The 19,183-nt window shown below is 70.5% G+C and carries 11 protein-coding genes; 6 read left to right on the top strand and 5 right to left on the bottom strand.

What is annotated here, in order from left to right:
* Positions 1-172 precede the first annotated feature (172 nt).
* The 3 genes from CYFUS_RS04540 (at position 173) to CYFUS_RS04530 (ending at position 2,070) form a co-directional block, all read left to right on the top strand.
* Positions 173-859: a hypothetical protein gene (locus tag CYFUS_RS04540; protein WP_095984112.1), complete on the top strand. Its 687-nt coding sequence runs from the start codon at positions 173-175 to the stop codon at positions 857-859.
* Positions 856-1,503, top strand: a complete 648-nt coding sequence (locus CYFUS_RS04535) for a hypothetical protein (RefSeq protein WP_095984111.1) — start codon at positions 856-858, stop codon at positions 1,501-1,503. Before CYFUS_RS04540 ends, CYFUS_RS04535 begins: the two co-directional genes overlap by 4 nt.
* A 96-nt stretch (positions 1,504-1,599) precedes the next feature.
* A complete protein-coding gene (locus tag CYFUS_RS04530; RefSeq protein ID WP_095984110.1) occupies positions 1,600-2,070 on the top strand; it encodes an NUDIX hydrolase in 471 nt (156 codons plus the stop codon).
* A 22-nt stretch (positions 2,071-2,092) separates the two neighbouring features.
* Here the strand turns inward: CYFUS_RS04530 and CYFUS_RS04525 are convergent, their stop codons facing one another.
* Positions 2,093-3,295 carry a vWA domain-containing protein gene (locus tag CYFUS_RS04525; RefSeq protein ID WP_095984109.1) on the bottom strand — a complete coding sequence of 401 codons (1,203 nt, stop codon included), beginning with the start codon at positions 3,293-3,295 and terminating at the stop codon, positions 2,093-2,095.
* Positions 3,296-3,306: 11 nt separating this feature from the next.
* Positions 3,307-4,149, bottom strand: a complete 843-nt coding sequence (locus CYFUS_RS04520) for an AAA family ATPase (protein WP_095984108.1) — start codon at positions 4,147-4,149, stop codon at positions 3,307-3,309.
* Positions 4,150-4,331: 182 nt separating this feature from the next.
* Between CYFUS_RS04520 and CYFUS_RS04515 the strand changes: the two genes are divergently transcribed.
* Together CYFUS_RS04515 and CYFUS_RS04510 are read left to right on the top strand one after the other, a co-directional pair.
* On the top strand, positions 4,332-5,318 hold the full coding sequence (locus tag CYFUS_RS04515) for an endonuclease/exonuclease/phosphatase family protein (RefSeq protein WP_095984107.1): 987 nt from the start codon (positions 4,332-4,334) through the stop codon (positions 5,316-5,318).
* A 136-nt stretch (positions 5,319-5,454) separates the two neighbouring features.
* Entirely contained in the window at positions 5,455-6,936 is a 1,482-nt protein-coding gene (locus tag CYFUS_RS04510; protein WP_232537367.1) for a PAS domain-containing sensor histidine kinase, read from the top strand.
* Positions 6,937-7,025: 89 nt separating this feature from the next.
* Here CYFUS_RS04510 and agmC read toward each other — a convergent pair whose 3' ends face one another.
* Together agmC and CYFUS_RS04500 are read right to left on the bottom strand one after the other, a co-directional pair.
* The gene (agmC, locus tag CYFUS_RS50300) at positions 7,026-12,350 is read right to left on the bottom strand and encodes an adventurous gliding motility protein AgmC (protein WP_157758235.1); all 5,325 of its coding nucleotides are present in this window, start codon (positions 12,348-12,350) and stop codon (positions 7,026-7,028) included.
* A 20-nt stretch (positions 12,351-12,370) separates the two neighbouring features.
* Complete coding sequence (locus CYFUS_RS04500) at positions 12,371-14,224, bottom strand: OmpA family protein (RefSeq protein ID WP_095984105.1); 1,854 nt, start codon at positions 14,222-14,224, stop codon at positions 12,371-12,373.
* A gap of 334 nt (positions 14,225-14,558) precedes the next feature.
* Here CYFUS_RS04500 and CYFUS_RS04495 point away from each other — a divergent pair, with 334 nt between their 5' ends.
* On the top strand, positions 14,559-16,886 hold the full coding sequence (locus CYFUS_RS04495) for a sensor histidine kinase (protein WP_095984104.1): 2,328 nt from the start codon (positions 14,559-14,561) through the stop codon (positions 16,884-16,886).
* A 9-nt stretch (positions 16,887-16,895) separates the two neighbouring features.
* Here the strand turns inward: CYFUS_RS04495 and CYFUS_RS04490 are convergent, their stop codons facing one another.
* The gene (locus tag CYFUS_RS04490) at positions 16,896-19,109 is read right to left on the bottom strand and encodes a class I SAM-dependent methyltransferase (RefSeq protein WP_198316454.1); all 2,214 of its coding nucleotides are present in this window, start codon (positions 19,107-19,109) and stop codon (positions 16,896-16,898) included.
* Between the last annotated feature and the right edge of the window lie 74 nt (positions 19,110-19,183).

Here is a 19,183-nt window from a genome sequence, read left to right as displayed (position 1 = left end):
GCGCCCCTTGGTCAGGTGCCCCACCACCTCACCCAGCCCGTGGTGCACCAGCAGCCCCACCACCTGGGTGAATACCTCTCGGGTGACGGGCACGAAGGGGCTCGACAACCGCCGCCGACTGGGTTCTCTTCTCCCGCGTCTGCGGCGCCGACCCCCGCGGACCCCCTTCTCCATGCGTTGGCTCGCGCTCCTCTTCCTGCTCAGCTCTACCGCGGCCGTGGCTGCTCCAGAGGGGTCCTCCCGCGGAACCTCCCCCAAGAAGCCGAAGGCGCCTGCGCGGGAGACGAGCCCCAAGCCCTCGCCGACAGCGCCTTCGCGCACCGGGACCCGACCGGCCGCAACGCAGTCCGCGGAGCAGACGCGATACGCCCTCGCGCTCGCGGGTGGTGGGTTCTACGGCGGTGGCTTCAACCGAGGCCCCCAGGGCTCGGCGCAGCTGACCCTGACGCCGCCCGGCTGGGGTCGCTTCTCCATCGACGTGGAGCTCGGCTGGCGGCTGGCGCGCTTCCGCGAGGACATCCCCGGCACCGGAGTGGCGGTCTCCGCCCTGCACTCCCTCCCACTCCTCGCGGTCGGGCGGATGAACCTCGTGCGGATGGCACACCTCGGCGTGGACGTACGCGTCGGCGTGGGGCCACTCCTGGCGCTGCACCACCTCTCCAGCGACTTCTCCGCGAGTTCCGTGCGCTCGGCGATCGGCTGGGAGTTGCTCGCGGGGGCCCAGTTGCGCTTCCCACTGGGGGCGATCGAGCCGTTCCTCGACGCGCGAGTGGGGTTCGGCGAGGCGTACATCCCCTTTGTCATCGGGCGCTCGACGGGTGTGCAGGGGCTCCTCGGTGTGAGGTATCAGCTGCCATGAGGAAGCTCGTCTCCATCGCCGCGCTGGTCTTGCCCCTGGCTTGCCGGGACTGGCCCGAGCCGGTCATCCGCTCGGTCTCGCCATCGGAGATGCGTGCGAGCGAGGCCACGGCGCTCGCCCTCGACACCGAGTTGGTCCTGCCCGCGACGGTCGACTACGACAAGGGGACCGTCAAGGTGGACACCCAGGTGTCGGTGCGCATCGGAGCGCTCGAGGTGCCCACGCTCGCCATCTCGCCCGAGGGCGTCATCTCCACCCGCGTTCCGTCGATGCTCCCGCCCGGCAGCTACGACGTGAAGGTGACTCTCGGGGACGGCCGTACCACCGAGCGCCCGGGCGGCCTCACCGTCGTCGAGGGGGAGTGGCCGGAGGGCTACAGCATCGACCCCATCGGCCCGCAGAAGCGCCTGGAGCCCTTCACGCTGACGGTGCGCGCGACCGGCGCCAACGCGGCGGCGTTCCGCGGCAACGTGCGCCTGGAGACAGGGGCCGGCGGCACCATCGGCCCGCGCGTGAGCGAGCCCTTCGTGGACGGAGTGCTCACGCAGCAGGTCGTGGTCAACTCCATCCAGTCGGACGTGGTCATCCTCGTCACCGACATCGCCGGCCACAAGGGCGAGTCGAACACGTTCGTGCTGCAGTGACGGGGTGACTCGAGAGGGCGGCGTCGCGCGGCCCCTACTTCCGGCCGCGCACCATCCTCCTAAAATCCCGATGAACTTCGTCCCCGGGAGAGGAGCATGACAGAGGGGAGTGCCTGGCAAGGCCCCTGGAAGGTGCGCCTGTGCGAGCGGGTTCGTGAGCGTGGTTTCGACTCGCTCACGGCCTTCGCGGAGGCGCGTCCCGCCGTGCCTTTGCATGTGCTCGCCGAGGAGCTGGGCGAGGAGGACGTCGCCGGGGTGCAGGTGTTGAGCGGGCTCCTCGCCGAGGCAGAGCAGCGCAAGCAAGTCACGCGCTTCGTGCGTGATGTACTCGTGCGCCTCTTGTCCCAGAGCGTCCCCGACGGCTGGCCGGCCGTGATGGACGACGCCAACCGTTTCAAGGTCGCCGAGGCACTTGGCTCGTGGTCTGCCTACACCCCTGAAACCCATGAGGAGCGCGTCGCACGGGCCAGGGCAACGCTCCGCGCCACGCCGCCACCGCCCGGCTGGCGCCCGCTCAATCCTGACGACGAGCTGCTGCGCACGCTCCTGCCCGACGAGGAAGCTTGAACCCAGCGACGTCTCCAGGCCCCTACTTCCGGCCGCGCACCATCTTCCCCTTGGTCAGGTGCCCCACCGCCTCACCCAGCCCGTCAAGCGTCAGGGGGAACATGTCGAACACGTTCCGCACGGCGGCAATGGTGTTGCCCCTCCACGTCTGGATGGGCTCGGGGTTGAGCCAGGCACTGCGCTCGAAGTGCCTCGCCAGCTCCATCAGCCACACCAGCCCTTCCTTGCCCCCCTCCAGCGCATAGCGGCCATACACGTCCGTGCGCAGGGTCAGCTCGTAGGGCGCCATCAGCGCGTCCCCCACCATCACCAGCTTGTAGTGCCGCCCCACCTGTCCCATGAGGTCCGGCACGCTGATGCCCCCCGTCAGCGTCGCGTTCTCGAACACGCGGCCATACACGCAGTTGTGGAAGTAGTAGGTGCGCAGCTCCTTGAAGTGCGTGGCCTGCTTCGCCACGGAGAAGAGCCGACTCACCAGGTGGGCATATGGGTCCATCGAGCCGCCCACGTCCATCATCAACACCACGCGCGTGTTGGGCTTGCGCGGCGGACGCGTCACCACCTCCAGCTCGCCCGCGTTCTTCGCCGTCGCCGCGATGGAGCCCTCCACGTCCAGCTCGTCCGGCGCCCCCTCGCGCGTGAAGGCCCGGAGCTTGCGCAGCGCCACCGCCATCTGCCGCGTGTCCAGCACCACGTCGCCCCGGTAGCCCTGGTACGCGCGCGCCCCCGCCAGCCGCATCGCCTGCTTGCTGCCACTGGCCGCGGGGCCTCCCACCCGGAAGCCCTCGCGCGGCTGCCCCGAGTGCCCGAAGGGCGACGCCCCCCCCGTCCCAATCCACTTCGTCCCACCGTCGTGCCGCTCGCGCTGCTCCTCCAACCGCTGCTGGAAGAGCTTCTCCAGTTCCTCCGCGTCGAAGTGCTCCAGCAGCGCCCGCTCCTCCGGCGTCAGCTCGTGCCGCTCCCGCGCTTCCTTGAGCCACTCGAGCAGCTCCTCGGTGAGCTGCTGCCCCGCCACCTCCACTCCCTTGAAGTGCGCCAGGAAGGCCTGATCAAAGGCATCCAGGTGCGTCTCCGCGTGCACCAGCAGCGCGCGCGCCACGTGGTAGAAGCCATCCAGCGAGCTGTCATGCAGCCCCGCCTTCAGCGCCCCCGCCAGGGAGATCGCCTCGTGCGCGCCCACCGGCACCCCGCGCCGCCGCAATTCGTAGAGGAAGGGCAGGAACATGGTCGCTCCGCTCAGGCCTTGGTCCGCCGGCCGCGTCCGAACGCGTCCGCCACCGCCATCAGGTCCTGCTCACGTTTGATCAGCGCCCCCAGGAAGGGCAACTGCTCGTCCAGCTTCACCTGGGTGACACCGTTGGCCTTGAGCACGGCGATCCAATCGACCAGTTCGCTCGTGGACGGGCGCTTGCGCAGCCGCGTGAAGTTGCGCAGCTCGTAGAACACCTTGAGCGACTGCTCCGTGAGCGACGCGTCCAGGTTCGGGTGGTGCACCTCGACGATGCGCCGCATCAGCTCCTGGTCCGGGAAGTCGATGAAGTGGAAGACGCACCGGCGCAGGAAGGCATCCGGCAGCTCCTTCTCGTTGTTGCTGGTGATGATGACCACCGGACGGTGCGTGGCCACCACGTCCTCGTTCGTCTCCGTGACGCGGAAGCGCATCCGGTCCAGCTCGTGGAGCAGATCGTTGGGGAACTCCACGTCGGCCTTGTCCACCTCGTCCAGGAGCAGCACCACGCGCTCCTTCGAGGCGAACGCCTCGCCCAGCGGCCCCAGGCGGATGTAGCGGCGGATGTCGCGCACGTCCCCGTCGCCAAAGCGCGAGTCATACAGGCGCTGCACGGTGTCGTAGACGTAGAGCCCGTCCTGGGCGCGCGTGGTGCTCTTCACGTGCCAGGTGAGCAGGCGCAGGCCCAGGCTCTGGGCCACGGCCTCGGCCAGGAGGGTTTTTCCCGTGCCCGGCTCGCCGCGCACCAGCAACGGACGCTGGAGCGTCAGCGCGCAGTTGACGGCGGCCTGGAGGCCCTCGCTGGAGAGGTAGGTATCGGTTCCGTGGAAGCGGGAAGGAGGAGGCGTCATGGCGTGCCGACTCCTTTAACACCCCCTCGCCCCGCCCGCCCGCCTGGTGGACGGGTCCACCCCGCCTCCGGCGGCTCACCCGCCGCCCCCTTGGATGCCTGCCCCCAGGCCCCTCCCCCCAGGCCGGGCCAGGTCCTACCTTCCTTCGGGCGTCCTTCTTCCACGCGGCGTGGGTGATGAGCATGACCGATAGTCTCCGCATCGTCAGCTACAACGTGCGCTACTTCGGGCACGCCTTGCGGGGTCTCGCCAGCACGCTGGGGCCCAAGCGGCGGGTGGCCGCCGCACTGGCCACGTTGGAGCCCCTGCCCGACATCATCTGCCTGCAGGAGGTGGAGACACAGTCGTTCCGCAGCAGCGTCGCCCACCGCCCCGCCCGCCCCGACGAGACCCAGCTCGAGGCCTTCATGGGCCGCATGGAGGAGACCTTCGCCCTCCTCAACCGCCCCATGCCCTACGAGGCCTTCTACTTCCGCGCCCACCGCTACGGCGTGCGCGACTTCTCGCTCTACACCACGGGCCTGGCCATCCTCGTCAACACCCGGCGGCTCGCGGTGGACACCCACAACGTGGACGCGCCCCACCCCATCACCCACCACCACGTGCAGATGCTGCGCGAGCGCAAGCAGAGCCGCATCTGCGCCCACATGCGCCTGGTGCGCCAGGAGGATGGGCTGCCCCTGCATGTCTTCAACACCCACCTGAGCCTGCCCACGCCCTTCGCCCGCGCCTTCTGGGCCACCCGGGACAAGATGGGCAACGGCATCAACCAGCTCCACGAGGCACGTGCCCTCGCCGCGCTCGTGCAGCGCCACTCACGGGGCGAGCCCTTCGTCGTTTGCGGGGACTTCAACTCGCCCCCGGCCTCGCCCGTCTACCAGTTCTTCTGTGACGAGGCGCGCTTCACCAGTGCCCAGGCGGCGGTGGGGCAGATCGATCCGCGCGTCTCCCGGGGCTTCCCCACCGCGGGCTTCATGCACATGCGCATGCACCTGGACCACATCTTCTCCGGCGAGCACGTGCGGTGGCTCGACACCGACAGCACGCACGCCTTTGGCGACACGCGCAGCCGCTTCCATGGGCTGTCGGACCACATGCCCCTCATCGCGCGCTTCCTGCTGGAGTCCCCGACCGCACGGGCCGAGGCGTCCACTCCCCCCGCGCCGTGAAGTCCCCTCCCACGTCCGCTCGCTCGCCGCCCGGGCGGGGTCACGATGCGCCGTGGATTCGCCTGGGAGGGCTCACGGCACAGACGGGCCATCGCCACCCTACCCATCAAAGGGGGACGCTCTTTCGGGAGGAGGCATGTCTGGAGATGACGCACGGCGATGGATGGATGCGCTGACAGAACCGCTCGTGGCCTGCGACGCGGGCGAGCGCGTGCGCTACCTGAATCCCGCCGCCGAACGCCTGCTGGGTTGGAGCACGGGGCAGCTCGTGGGGCAGCCCTTCTCGCGCCTGCTCTCCGCGCACCCGGAGACGTCCGGCGAGCGCTCCTTCCTTCGTTCCCTGCTCGCCAGGAACCGGAGCGGGCAGGCCGTGCGGACCGTCCTCCTGCGCGGCGACGGGTCGCGGCAGGAGGTCGACGTGACGGTCGGGTGCTCCGGCCAGGAGCGCGAGGAATATATCAGCGTGCTCGTGCGGCGCCCCGCCGAGGTCACGTCCGGGGAGCGTGCCCACCAGCTCGTCTTCGACAACGCCCCCCTGGGCCTGTTCCACTTCGACGCGACCTCCACCCTCCTGGCGTGCAATGACTATCTCGCGCGCATCATCGGCGCGGCCCGGCCCCGCATCATCGGGCTGCGCCTGCTGTCGCTCCCGGACAAGTCCCTGGCGGACTGCGTGCGCGACGTGCTCGACGGGCGCCATGCCTATTACGAGGGGGACTACCACTCCACCCCCACGGACAAGGTGACACCCGTGCGCGTCCACCTGGCCCCGTGCATCGGGGAGCATGGCGAGGTGGAGGGCGGCGTGGGCATCGTCGAGGACATCACCGAGCAGCGCCACGCGGAGAGCGAGCGCACCCGCCTGCTGCGCGAGGCCCAGGAGGCCATCCGCGTGCGCGACGACTTCCTCACCATCGCCTCGCACGAGCTCAAGACGCCCCTCACCCCCCTGTCGCTGCGGCTGGCGGGCCTGGAGCGCCGGCTGGAGCGGCAGGAGCCGGTGGACCCCGCCCTGCTGCGCCACGCGCGCCAGCACCTCATGCGGCTCACCGCTCTCATCAATGACTTGCTGGATGCCTCGCGCATCGAGGCGGGCCGGCTCGCGTTGCATTTCGAGCCCACGCGCATGGACATGATCGTGGAGCGGGCCCTGGTCACCATGGACGCCGAGCGCGGCCAGCACCGCGTCGACTACTCACACCCGGAAGAGCCGGTGCGCATCCGGGGTGACACGTTCCGGCTCGAGCAGGTCATCGCCAATCTGCTGGAGAACGCCCTCAAGTACAGCCCCGGCACCAGCACCGTGCGCGTGGCGTTGGAGGTGCGCGGGGACTTCGCGCTGCTGACCGTGTCGGACGAGGGCATTGGCATCCCGAAGGATCAGCAGGAGCAGCTCTTCGAGCGCTACTTCCGCGCCCGCAACGTCTCCATCACCTCCTACGGCGGACTGGGACTGGGGCTCTACATCAGCCGCGACATCGTGGAGCGCCACGGAGGCCGCATCTGGGTGGAGAGCGAGTTGGGCCGAGGCTCCACCTTCTACGTGGCCCTGCCGCTGCTGTCCGCCGTCAATCCCACGCCCCCCGAGCCCCACGCCCTGTCCCAGCACGTGCACTGAGCGGGAAGGAAGGCGGGAAGGAAGAAGGCCGGGCCCCGCTTCCCCACGAGGGAAGAGGAACCCGGCCTCCGGTCACGGCGGAAGGGGACTCAGTGGGCGGCGCGACGGCGGCGAGCCATCGCGAGCAGCGAGCCCAGGGCCATCAGCACGAGCGAGGAGTCACCGCCCGAGGCCGAGCAGCCGAACCCGCCGCCGAGGTAGGCGATGTCCGCCTCGCCCACGGTCCACGTCCGGGAAGCCGGGGTGTCATCCACGATGCCGCGGGCATCACGGGCGCGCACCTGGAACGTGTGCTCGCCCTCCGCCAGGTCGGTGTAGGTCACCGGCGAGGTGCAGGGAGCGAACTCCGCGCCGTCCAGGCTGCACTCGAACGACACGCCCTGCTCCGAGCCGAAGGTGAACGTCGCGTCGCGCTCCGCCGTGGTGCCCGACGGGCCCGAGGAGATCTCCGTGTCCGGCACACGCGCGCTGTCCAGCACGGTGAAGGAGCGCGGGGCCGACTCGGGGCCGACATTGCCGGCCGCGTCCCGGGCCCGGGCCGTCACCTGGTACGGGCCAGGAGCGAGTCCGCTGGCGGAGTAGCTCCACTCGCCCGCGGCATTCGCCTTCACCACGATCTCCTGCCCATCCAAGAGGAGCATCACGGTGCTGTCCGGCTCCGCGGTGCCACTGATGACCACGGGCGAGTTGGACTCCAGCGCGGCGCCCTCCGCCGGGGCCACCACCACCGGCGCCTCGGGCGCGACGGTGTCCACGGTCCAGGAGAAGGAAGCCGGCGTCGCATCCCTGTTGCCCAGCGCATCCACCGCGCTGACCGTGAGCGTGTGCTTGCCCTCGCTCACGATGAGCGCCAGGGACTCCGTGCACGCAATGGACTGACCGTCCAGGGTGCACTGGTACGTCACGGGAAACGACGCATCCTCCGCGCGGAAGGTGAAGGCCGCGTCCGTTGTCGGGGAGCTCTCCGGGGGATGGGTGACGATGAACGTCTCCGGCGCACTCGCATCCACGGTGAAGTGGCGCTCGGGAGCCACGGGGCTGTCGTTGCCCGCGGCATCCGTGGCGTAGGCCGTCACCGCATACGTGCCGTCCGCCAGTTGCGCCGTCCTGAAGCTCCAGTTGCCCACGGAATCCACCGGTGCCGTGCCCACGGACGAACCGTTGATGTACACCGTCACCCAGGTGCCCACCTCGGCCGTTCCCATGATGATGTTGATGCGTGTGTTGACGAGCGCGCCCTCGGCCGGAGCGGTGATGACGGGAGCCGGGGGAGCGGTCGCGTCCACGCGGAAGGTGCGGGTGTTGGACTCGGGGCTGATGTTGCCCGCCGCGTCCGTGGTCGTCACCTTCACCGCGTACGTCCCGTTCGCCAGCTCCGCCGTCGTGAAGCTCCAGGCCCCCGTGCCATTCACCGGCGCGGTGCCCACGGCCGAGCCATTGAGGTAGACCGTCACCGTGGTGTTGGCCTCGGCCGTGCCCGTGATGACGTTGACGCGCGTGTTGACGAGTGCCCCGTCGGCCGGAGCGGTGATGACGGGAGCCGGGGGAGCGGTCACGTCCACGCGGAAGGCGCGGGTGTTGGACTCGGGGCTGACATTGCCCGCCACGTCCGTGGCCGTCACCTTCACCGTGTACGTGCCGTCCGGCAGCTCCGCCGTCGTGAAGCTCCAGTTGCCCAGGGTGTTCACCGGTGCGGTGCCCACGGCCGAGCCGTTGAGGTAGACCGTCACCGTGGTGCCCGCCTCGGCCGTGCCCGAGATGGCCGGCGTGCGCGTGTTGAACAGAGAGCCCTCGTCAGGTGCGATCACCACGGGAGCCACCGGAACCGTCACGTCCACGTGGAAGGTGCGGGTGTTGGACTCGGGGCTGATGTTGCCCGCCGCGTCCGTGGCCGTCACCTTCACCGCGTACGTCCCTCCGTCCGTCAGCTCCGCCGTCGTGAAGCTCCAGTTGCCCGCGCCATCCACCGGTGCCGTGCCCACGGACGAGCCGTTGAGATACACCGTCACCGTGGTGTTGGCCTCGGCCGTGCCGGTGATGACCGGCGTGCGGGTATTGACGAACGCTCCGTCGGCCGGAGCGGTGATGACTGGAGCCACCGGAGCCGTCGCGTCCACGCGGAAGGTGTGCGTGCTGGACTCGGGGCTGATGTTGCCCGCCGCGTCCGTGGCCGTCACCTTCACCGCGTACGTCCCTCCGTCCGTCAGCTCCGCCGTCGTGAAGCTCCAGGCGCCCGAGGCATCCACCGGCACCGTGCCCACGGACGAGCCATCGAGGTAGACCGTCACCGTGGTGTTGGCCTCCGCCGTGCCCGTGATGACGTTGACGCGCGTGTTGACGAGCGCCCCGTCGGCCGGAGCCGTGATGACAGGAGCCACCGGAACCGTCACGTCCACGTGGAAGGTGCGGGTGTTGGACTCGGGGCTGATGTTGCCCGCCGCGTCCGTGGCCGTCACCTTCACCGTGTACGTCCCTCCGTCTGTCAGCTCCGCCGTCGTGAAGCTCCAGGCGCCCAAGGCATCCACCGGCGCCGTGCCCACGGACGAGCCATCGAGATACACCGTCACCGTGGTGTTGGCCTCGGCCGTGCCGGTGATGACCGGCGTGCGGGTATTGACGAACGCCCCGTCGGCCGGAGCCGTGATGACAGGAGCCACCGGAACCGTCACGTCCACGTGGAAGGTGCGGGTGTTGGACTCGGGGCTGATGTTGCCCGCCGCGTCCGTGGCCGTCACCTTCACCGTGTACGTCCCTCCGTCTGTCAGCTCCGCCGTCGTGAAGCTCCAGGCCCCCGCGCCATCCACCGGTGCCGTGCCCACTGACGAGCCGTTGAGATACACCGTCACCGTGGTATCGGCCTCGGCCGTGCCGGTGATGACCGGCGTGCGGGTATTGACGAACGCCCCGTCGGCCGGAGTGCTCACGACCGGCGCCAGCGGAGCCGTCGCGTCCACGATGAAGGTGCGCGTGTTGGACTCGGCGCTGGTGTTGTTCGCCGCATCGGTGGCCGTGACCTTCACCTCGCGGGGACCCTCCAGCACCGCGCTGGCCTCATAGGTCCACTCACCCGAGGCGTTCGCGGTGACGAGCCCCACGGGCACGCCATCGATGAGGACCGTCACGGTACTGCCCGCCTCGGCCCTGCCCGTGATGATGACGGGAGTGGTCACATACGAGCCCTCGGTGGGCGTCGACACGACCGGTGCGGCGGGGGCCTGCGTATCGATGGTGAAGGTGCGGGTGTTGGACTCGGGGCTGACGTTGCCCGCCGCGTCCGTGGCCGTCACCTTCACCGTGTACGTGCCGTCCGTCAGCTCCGCCGTGGTGAAGCTCCAGGCGCCCGCGCCATCCACCGGCGCCGTGCCCACGACCGAGCCGTCGAGGTAGACCGTCACCGTGGCATTGGCCTCGGCCGTGCCCGTGATGACGGGAAGCTTGTTGTTGGAATGGGAGCCCTGGGCGGGCGTGCTCACCACCGGAGCGGCGGGCGCCAGGGTGTCCACGTTGAAGCCGCGCACATTGGACTCGGGGCTGACATTGCCCGCCGTGTCCGTGGCCGTGGCCTTCACCGTGTGGCCCCCCTGCGCCAGGTCGAAAGCCGGCGTATACGTCCAGTCCCCCGTGCCGCTCGCGGTCACGGTGACCGGAGGCCGGTTGTCCAGGTAGACCGTCACGGTGCTGTTGGCCTCGGCCGTGCCCTGGATGACAGGACGCAGCGTGCTCACGAAGTCACCCTCGCCCGGCACCGTCACGACGGGAGCCTCCGGACGAAGGGTGTCCACGGTGAAGGCATTCGCCGTGCTCTTGAGGCTCTGGACGCCATCCAGCTCCGTCGCGGCCTGGACGGAGTGAGCACCCTCGGTGAGGGCATCCAACAGCGCCACGACGTAACCACCCGCCGCGTTGGAGATCCCCCGGCTCGCCTCCTTGCCATCGATGTAGATGACCACGATCGTGTTGGGCGTGGCCGTGCCCGTGACATTGGGGTGCGCGCTGTTCGTAGAGGTACCGTTGGCGGGCGCGCTCACCGTGGGCACGTTGGGCATGACGAAGCCCCGATCGATCGTCTCCACCCGGCCGCCAGCGCCCCTTTCCGCACCGTACGACACCCCCACTGGCGCGGAGGTATCCTTCTGACTGCCCGACAAGCCGCCCAGGACGCTGCTGCTATCGGCCACGCAGCCAGCACCGTTGGCGGCCTGCAACAGGACGACACCACCACCGCCACCGCCACCCGGACCGACCTGCTTGGTGTTGGGGCTTCCTCCGTTGCCACCGCTGGCATCGATGTCACCGCAGACCGCGCTCGTGGCCAGGCGCAGGTGGATGCTGCCACCCGCTCCACCACCTCCTCCTGCCTCCGTGTTGCTGAAATAGCCCGAGGAGCCCGTCGCGAGCAGACTTCCCGTGCCGGAGAGGGAGAGGGCACGGATGAAGAGCACGCCACCTCCGCTGCCCCCTCGCGGGACGGACGCCGGGCTGCCGTGACCCGCGCCACCTCCACCACCCGGAACGAACCGCTGGAGGAGCGAATAGTCGCGGATGGGCGCCCCGGCGCGGCCTCCCACGCTCCGGCTCCCGTCCGTGAAGGAGGAGAACCCTCCCATACCGCCCTTGCCATGGTTGGCGCCTCCGCCTCCGCCCGACCTGAGGCAGACACCTCCACCGCCGCCATTGAGGATGTAGCCGCGTCCCGTATGGCCGGGCCCATGGTAGGTATTGGCGATGCCCTCTCCTTTTTGAGCTCCCTTGGGCGCGGACTCCTCGTCACCCGAGCATCCCGTCGAGCCGCTCCCACCGGAGTCACCGACGAACACACCTCCCCGGAAGCCCGCCCCGTCCGTGCTGATCATTCCCAGGTTGCGGACGTTGCCCGTGGACAGGAACGCCAGGACTCCTCCCACCTTGCCATCCCAGGGCTTCGCGATGATGGAGTCCTCGGGGCCCACGTTCACCTCCGTGAACTCGGGCACCCGGATGACCTGGGTCACCTGCGCCGCGTACCCACGAACGAGCGGCGCCTTGAGCTTCAGCGTCGTCCCCGACACGGAATCCACCCGCGCCAGCTCCCAGCGGCCCACCTCGGTGCTGTTGAGCGAAGTGGGCGGCGCGGGGTCCTCTATCTGGGGAGGAGTCCCCAGGAAGCCGGTCGTCTGGAACACCATCACCAGCTCCCCGCCAGCGAAGCAGGGCGACGCCGTGCAGGCGGTGACCGAAATCTCCGTGTCTCCCTCCAACAGGGGAGACACCACCTGGGCATAGCTGTTGACGATGCTCTCGGAGCCCGCCCTGAACGCGCCGTTGTGCCCATCGCCCAGATAGAAGGTGTCCGGCTCGGCCAGCGCCGCCGTCGAACCGAGCGCCAGCACCCACAGCGCGGCCGCGAGCCACTTCGTGAAGAGTGTGTTCTTCATGGTCTTCCTGTCCTCGTCGGCTACTTCAGCTCGCGCTCAGGGGTGGCGATGATGAATTCCACGCGGCGGTTGGCCACGCGGCCGCTCTCCGTCAGGTTGGAGCGGATGGGCTGATCGGGACCCAGGCCCCTGGTCTCCAGGCGCGAGGCCTGCACGCCCTTGCTCACCAGATAGGCCTTCACCGCCTCGGCGCGAGCCAGCGACAACTTGCGATTGGCCTCCGCGCTGCCACGGTTGTCCGTGTGTCCCTCGATGATCACCCGCCCGAACTCCGGGTGCTGGCCGAGGATGCCCGACACCTGATTCAACATCGCGAAGGAGCTCGGCTGGATGACGGCCTTGCGGTTGGCGAAGGCCACCTGCTCCTTGATCTCCAGCTTGCCCTTCTGGATGGCCACGTACTGCTTCTGCTTCTCCGGGCAGCCCTGGTTGGTGGCCACGCCGGCCTCGGTGGGACAGTTGTCCAGGGCGTCCGCCACGCCGTCCTTGTCCTTGTCCCCCCCCGCGCTCGCGTCCGCGCGCTTCACCGGGCAGCCCTGGCTCGAGGCCGGGCCCGCTTCCCTCGGACACCCATCCACGCTGTCGGCGACACCATCCTTGTCCGCGTCCGCGTCCACGAGCCGCACCGGGCAACCCAGACTCGAGGCCGGACCCGGCTCCTTCGGGCAGTCATCGCTCGTGTCCGCGATGCCATCCTGGTCCGTGTCCTTCACCGGCACCGGGCAGCCCAGCGTCGCGGGCGGCCCCACCTTCGTGGGGCACCTGTCGAACTCGTCCGCGATGCCATCCCGGTCCTCGTCCCTCACCGGGCAGCCCTGGCGCGAGGCCGGACCGGCTTCCGTGGGGCACTTGTCCCGCGCGTCGACCACCCCGTCCCCATCCCCATCCGGCCCCCCCGGCGCGGCGGCCGCCGAGCGGTCGCGGCCCCCCAGGGCCACGCCGAGCAGCACGCGGAAGGCCGGCGTGCCCGGGGCGTTACCAAAACCCGGACCCCCCAGCGCATAGGCCTCGGCGGACGAGCCCAACGGCAGGCGCAGGCCCGCCAGCACCTCCACGGAGCCCGACTCGCGAGCGGCGAGCGGCACGGAGCCCCGCACATTCAACTCACCCCGCAGTCCCGCCCCCCGGGTGGACACCGCCGCGCCCAGACGCAGCTCGTTGCCCACCTCGTCCTGCACCTTCGTTCCATCCCCGAGGATGACCGCGGGCCGCACCAGCACCCCCACCTCCATGCCGGTGCGCAGCCAGCCCAGGTCGCGGCCCAGCATCACCTTGGGGGCGAGCCGCACGGCGCCATCGCGCGAGAGCGCCTCCGCGCTGCCCAGGGGCAGGCCCACCCCCAGCTCGAGCGCGAGGTCCACCGGCGCCTGGCGCTGTTGCGCGAGCAGGCCCAGCCGGACGTGGAGCAGGGGCGTGCCCAGGCCCGCGCTCGCGAGCGCCGGGACACCTCGGGCCGAGAGATCGTCTCCCCGCTGCCAGACCACCAGGGGCACCTGCGCGCCCACTTCCAACCAGCGAAGGGGCGCCCACGCCGCCAGCAGGTGCCCGGTCACGCGATGTCCCACCACCGCCCCCAGCCGCTCTCCCTCGCGGTAGAGCGACAGCGGGTTGCTCTCATAGTGACCCGCCACCGACAGGCGCGCGCTGCCCTCGGGCAACAGCTCGCCGGTGCCCAGAACCAGGGAGCCCCGCGCACTGGGATTGAGCTCCAGCCGCTCCAGCTCGAAGGAGGCCAGCCCCGTCGGTTGTGCGAGCGCGGCCGGAGAGGACAACAGGAGGGCGGCAACGCACAGGCGTCCGGCGACCGTCGACCACTTCGACGGGCCTCCATCCCACTTCGTCCCCGGGGGGGAGGACGGTTTGGTGTGGCTCATGATTTCTCCGTGATGAGGTCTCAACGGGTCCCGTCCCATTCGAACCCCGCCATGGCACTGCGTTCCAGTTTTGGAGCAGAAGAGGAAAAACGCCTGGGCACTGGAACGGCGGGCGTTCCAACAATCCAGACAACGAGGGCCATCCCAGGCTTTCTCCCAGGCGTCCGCCAGCCGGCCCTGCAAGGGGGCGCCCTTGGAAAACCAGACGCTCGGGAAGGAGCCGTCCGTTCCCACCTGCCCATCCATCCGTGAATGCCACCGTCCTACTCCGGGCGAGTAGTCAGGGCAAAAGAATCGTTGCCAGGACGTCATCTGGTGCGCACCCTGGGCGCCGATGAAAGTCCTGGGGCGAATCGGGTACGGTCTGGCGCTCGGGCTGTTCGGGTGCGGGCTGAACCTGGCGGCCCTGGAGGTGTTGCCCGGAGTGCATCTGCTGCTCGGGCCCCTGCTGGTGCTCATCACCGCGGTGCTGCTCGGTCCGGTGAGTGGAGGCGCCGCGGGGGCCGTGGCGGGGCTGGCGACGATCCGGCTGTGGCACCACCCGTGGGGCGCGCTCAACCTGGCGCTGGAGGGGCTCTTCGTGGGCGCGCTGCGCCGGCGCCTCACGCCCCTGGTGGCCGATGCCCTCTACTGGCTGATGAGCCCGCTGTTCTTCTTCCTCACCTACTACCTGGTGGAGGGCATCCCGGCCGAGGGCGTGCGGGTGGCGGGGGTGAAGCAGGCGGTGAATGGGCTGCTGGCGGCGCTGGTGCTCCAGGTGCTGCTGCTCATCCCCCGCGTGCGCCGGTGCCTCCGGCCGCTCCTGCCGCCGCCGCTGGCGGAGGTCTCCATCGGCCGGACCTTCAGCTCGGCGCTCACGCTGGGGGCGGTGGTGCCCCTGCTGGTGCTGGGCGGGGCCGAGGGCCGCGAGCGCTACGACTCGCAATTGCGCCAGGTGGAGGAGGAGAACCTGCACGCCGCCCGGGTGGTGGCCAACGAGGTCGAGAGCAGCATCGGGCACGTGCGGCATGGAGTGGGTCAGCTCGCGCGCACGCTGTCCCAGGGGCTCACCGCCGGGGGCCAACTGCCCGGCCAGCACTTCCTCGAGGGCGAGCTGGACGCGCTCGTCACCTACTCGCCCGAGGTGCACCAGGCCTACGTGGGCAATCCCGAGGGCCTGGCGATGGCCTACTCTCCGCGCCACGACCTGTCGGGCCGCCCGCTGGCCGGCTCGGACTACTCCGACCGCGCCTATGTGCGGCTCGTGCAGCAGGCACGGGGGCCCCTCGTGAGCGACGTGCTGAGCGGACGCAGTCACAGCCCCGGGCCGCTCGTGGTGGCGGTGGCCCCCATCCGCCAGGACGAGCGCTACGCGGGCTACGTGCTGGCGGCGATGGACCTGCCGAGGTTGCGCCAGCACGCGCACGCCCAGGTGCAGAACAGCGACCGGCGCATCCGCGTCACCGATGCGCGCGGCAGCGTGGTCTTCGACTCGGCCATCACGGGGACGGGACACGAGCCGCTGCGCAACATCACCGCGACCCCCCTGGCGCGCGCGCTGGAGGAAGTGACCAGCGGCGGCACGGGCACCTATTCGACCGAGGAGGAGGGCTCGCCGGTGTTGCGCGTGGGGCAATTGCACCACTTCGGCATGGTGACGGTGCCCTCCCTGGGCTGGCGCGTGGTGGTGGAGCAGCCCGGCACCCGGCTGCAGCGCGAGGTGGAACGGGCCTACTTCAGCCTGCTGGGCACCATGGTGCTGGCCATCGGGGCCGCGGTGCTGCTGGCGCTCGTCTTCACGCGCACCATCGTCGCGCCGGTGCAGGCCGTGTCCGACGCGGCGGCCCGGCAGGCGGCCGGAGAGCGCATGGCACGCGCCTCCGAGGCCGCCCAGGACGCCCCCCGCGAGCTCAGCCAGCTCGCGGAGACGTTCGATCGCATGACCGGGCAGCTCTCGCGGCAGATGGAGGCCATCGAGCGCACCAGCCGGGAGAAGGACGCCTTCCTGTCCATCGCCTCGCACGAGCTGAAGACGCCGCTCACGGCGCTCAAGGCACACGTGCAGCTCCTGCGGCGCAAGCTGGGCGGCGAGCACGGCGAGCGCCTGGACAACGTGAGCCGGCAGGTGGACCGGGTGACACGCCTGGTGAACCAGTTGCTGGATGCCTCGCAGCTCGGCCTGGAGCAGCTGCCCCTGCAGCGCACGCGCCTGGACCTGAGCGAGGTGGTGCGGCGGGTGGCCGAGGAGCTCGTGGCCGCCTCGCCCCTGCACACGCTCGCCTTCACCGCTCAGCCGCTCCTGGGCGACTTCGACGAGCTGCGCCTGGAGCAGGTGGTGCACAACCTCGTGTCCAACGCCATCAAGTACAACCCCACGGGCGGCGTCATCGAGGTGGAGCTCCAGGAGGTGGCGGGCTGTGAGGCGGAGCTGCGCGTGAGCGACCGGGGCATCGGCCTGCGGGTGGAGGACGAAGAGCAGCTCTTCGGCCGCTTCGAGCGCGGGGACCGGCGCGAGCTGACGGGCATCTCGGGCATCGGCGTGGGGCTGTACGTGTCGCGGGAAATCGTCCGCCGGCATGGCGGCCGCATCTCGCTGCGCTCACGCGAGGGAGGCGGCGCGGTGGCCACGGTGCGGCTGCCCCTGGCGCCCGCCGAGCAGCGCTCCGCCGCGCCCGCCTCTTAGAGCGCGCGCTCAGCCCAGCACGCCCAGCGCGTGCGCGAGGCGCCACGCCACCACCAGCAGGTGCGCGTCCTGCACGTCATCCAACCGGGAAATCAGCGTCTCCAGCGGTAGCCAGCGCAGGCGGGAGTCACACGCCGCGTCGGCCTCGACCTCCACGGCGAACGGCCAGGCCAGCTCCGGGGTGACCCCGGGCGTCGTGTGGTAGGGACCACCCAGCTCCCACGCGCGGCGCACCGTCACGGAGAACTCCTCGCGCAGGCGCTCGGCCGCGAAGGCGGGCACCTGGGACGGATGGGAGAGCGTGCGCGGCAGCCGCCAGGCCGGCACCACCGCGAGCCCCGCGCCTCCCGTGAAGTGCTGCACCGCCGGCAGCTCGCGGTGCTCCAGGCCCACCCGGAAGCCCTCGCGCGTGCGCACCACCGGCAGCGCCACCGCCGTGTTGCGGCTCGCCCCACCCGGCACGAGGTACTCGCGGGGCACGCTCGCGAGCACGCGCCCCTGGGCATCCCGCTCGGTGAAGGTGCCCGTGCGTGGGGCCAGGTAGCCCGTGGCTCCGTCATCGTGCGCGGAGAAGACGGCGCGGCGCTCGGGGGTGAGCGCGTCCGGCGCCTCCCGGGGCCCGTGGGGCTGCTCGGTGAGCGCGAGCGGGGCGCCAATCCACGGCCCCGGTGGAGCGCCCAGCCGGCGCAGGAGCCGGTGGATGTTGATCTCCAGGCGCGCGTCCACCATGCCGCCCACGTGGCAGGCGCGCAGCACCTGGCGCGCGTCCAGCTCGCGCACCGAGCCCGCGCTCGTGAACGGACCGTAGTCGAGCGCGGGCGGAGCATCCGACGGGAGCACCTCCACCAGGTACGCGGAGACGCGCTCGTTCACCCCGCCGGGCGAGGTGAAGTAGCGCACCGGCTCGCTCACGTGGAGGACATGGCCCTCGCCCAGCCCGGCGCGCTCGCGCAGGATGCGGGCGATGGCCTGGGGCGCGGCCTCCCCGCCGAGGGTGATGGCGGCGAGGGGCTCGGTGACATAGCCCGAGAGCGCCGCGCCGCCGAGGTTGGGATGGTCCGCGCACGCGTTGACGATGGGCCGCGGAAAGCCCTTCTTGGCGAGCACGAACACCTGGCCGTCCAGCCGGAACCAGGGCAGCACGTCCAGCGTGCGCCCCGGCCGCTCCACCAGCTCGAACACCTGGCGGGACACCTCGTGGCGCCAGGTGCTCAAGGACAGGAAACGGGGCGTGGTGAGCGGCTCGGAGTGCTCCTCGCGCAGTTCCACGCCCGCGCCCGGTGGCACCTTCTCGCCCACGATGAGGTAGTTGGTGGGGGGAAACGGCAGAGGCCGCCCGTCCACGCCCGACAGGTGGAAGCGCCCCTCGTAGCGGTTGGCGAGGATCCACGGGTTGCGGATGGGCATGGAGCTGAGGATGCGCAGCCCGCGCGCGCGGAAGGCGGCCTCGAAGTCCGCCTGGGAGAAATAGGTGTACTCCTCGAGCAGCTCCACGTCCCAGTCGGCGCGGTAGTCCTTGCGGAGGATGAACTCGTTGGCGGCGCGCAGGGCGAGCCGGTAGCGGACATGGCCCGCGTGGGGCGAGGCGAGGCGCGTATAGGGAACCGGCCCCGAGCGGTTGACGCCGCAGCGGAAGTCGCGCGCGAAGCGCTCGAAGAGCGCGGCGGTGGACAGAGTGGGAACGTCGCCGCCCGCGACGCCATCCGTGGTGGGCAGATCGAGCCAGACCTCATCGGGGCCATCGGGGATGACGAAGTCGCGGATGATGATGACGCCGCCGGTGCGCAGCGCGCGCACCTGGTTGTCCAGACACGTCTCCAGCCGGGCGAGGGAGAAGTCATTGAAGCTGGTGACGTGGTGGAGCACCGACGAGTCGAGCACGCCATCGAGGGACTCGGGCGGGAAGACGGGGTCGGCGATGTCCCCGGCCACGAAGCGCAGGTTGGGGCGCTGGTAGGTGGTGTGGGCCATGTCGACGGACACGGGGTTGATGTCCACGCCCACCAGTTCCAAGCCATTGTAGAGACAGGCCAGATCGTAGGTGCCCCGGCCGGAGCCACTGCCCATGTCGGCCACCCGGCCGCGCGTGGGGAAGTGCGCGGTGGTGAGAGCCACCTTCTGCTGCATGGAGGCGTCCATGCCCGCGAAGTAGGTGGCGTAGTGGTCCGCATCGCCCCGGTGCTGGGCGGCGTAGATCTCGGCGGTGTGCTTCGGCTGTGCCATGCGGGGCGGGAGTCTAGCAGGGCGGCCTTCCGGGATTTCGGATGCCCCATGGAAGACTCCCATCGGGCGTCAGG

Source organism: Cystobacter fuscus (genome assembly GCF_002305875.1).
GTDB classification, from domain to species: domain Bacteria; phylum Myxococcota; class Myxococcia; order Myxococcales; family Myxococcaceae; genus Cystobacter; species Cystobacter fuscus_A.
Note: the sequence above shows the minus strand (reverse complement) of the source record. Positions and strands in the feature narration are given on the sequence as shown.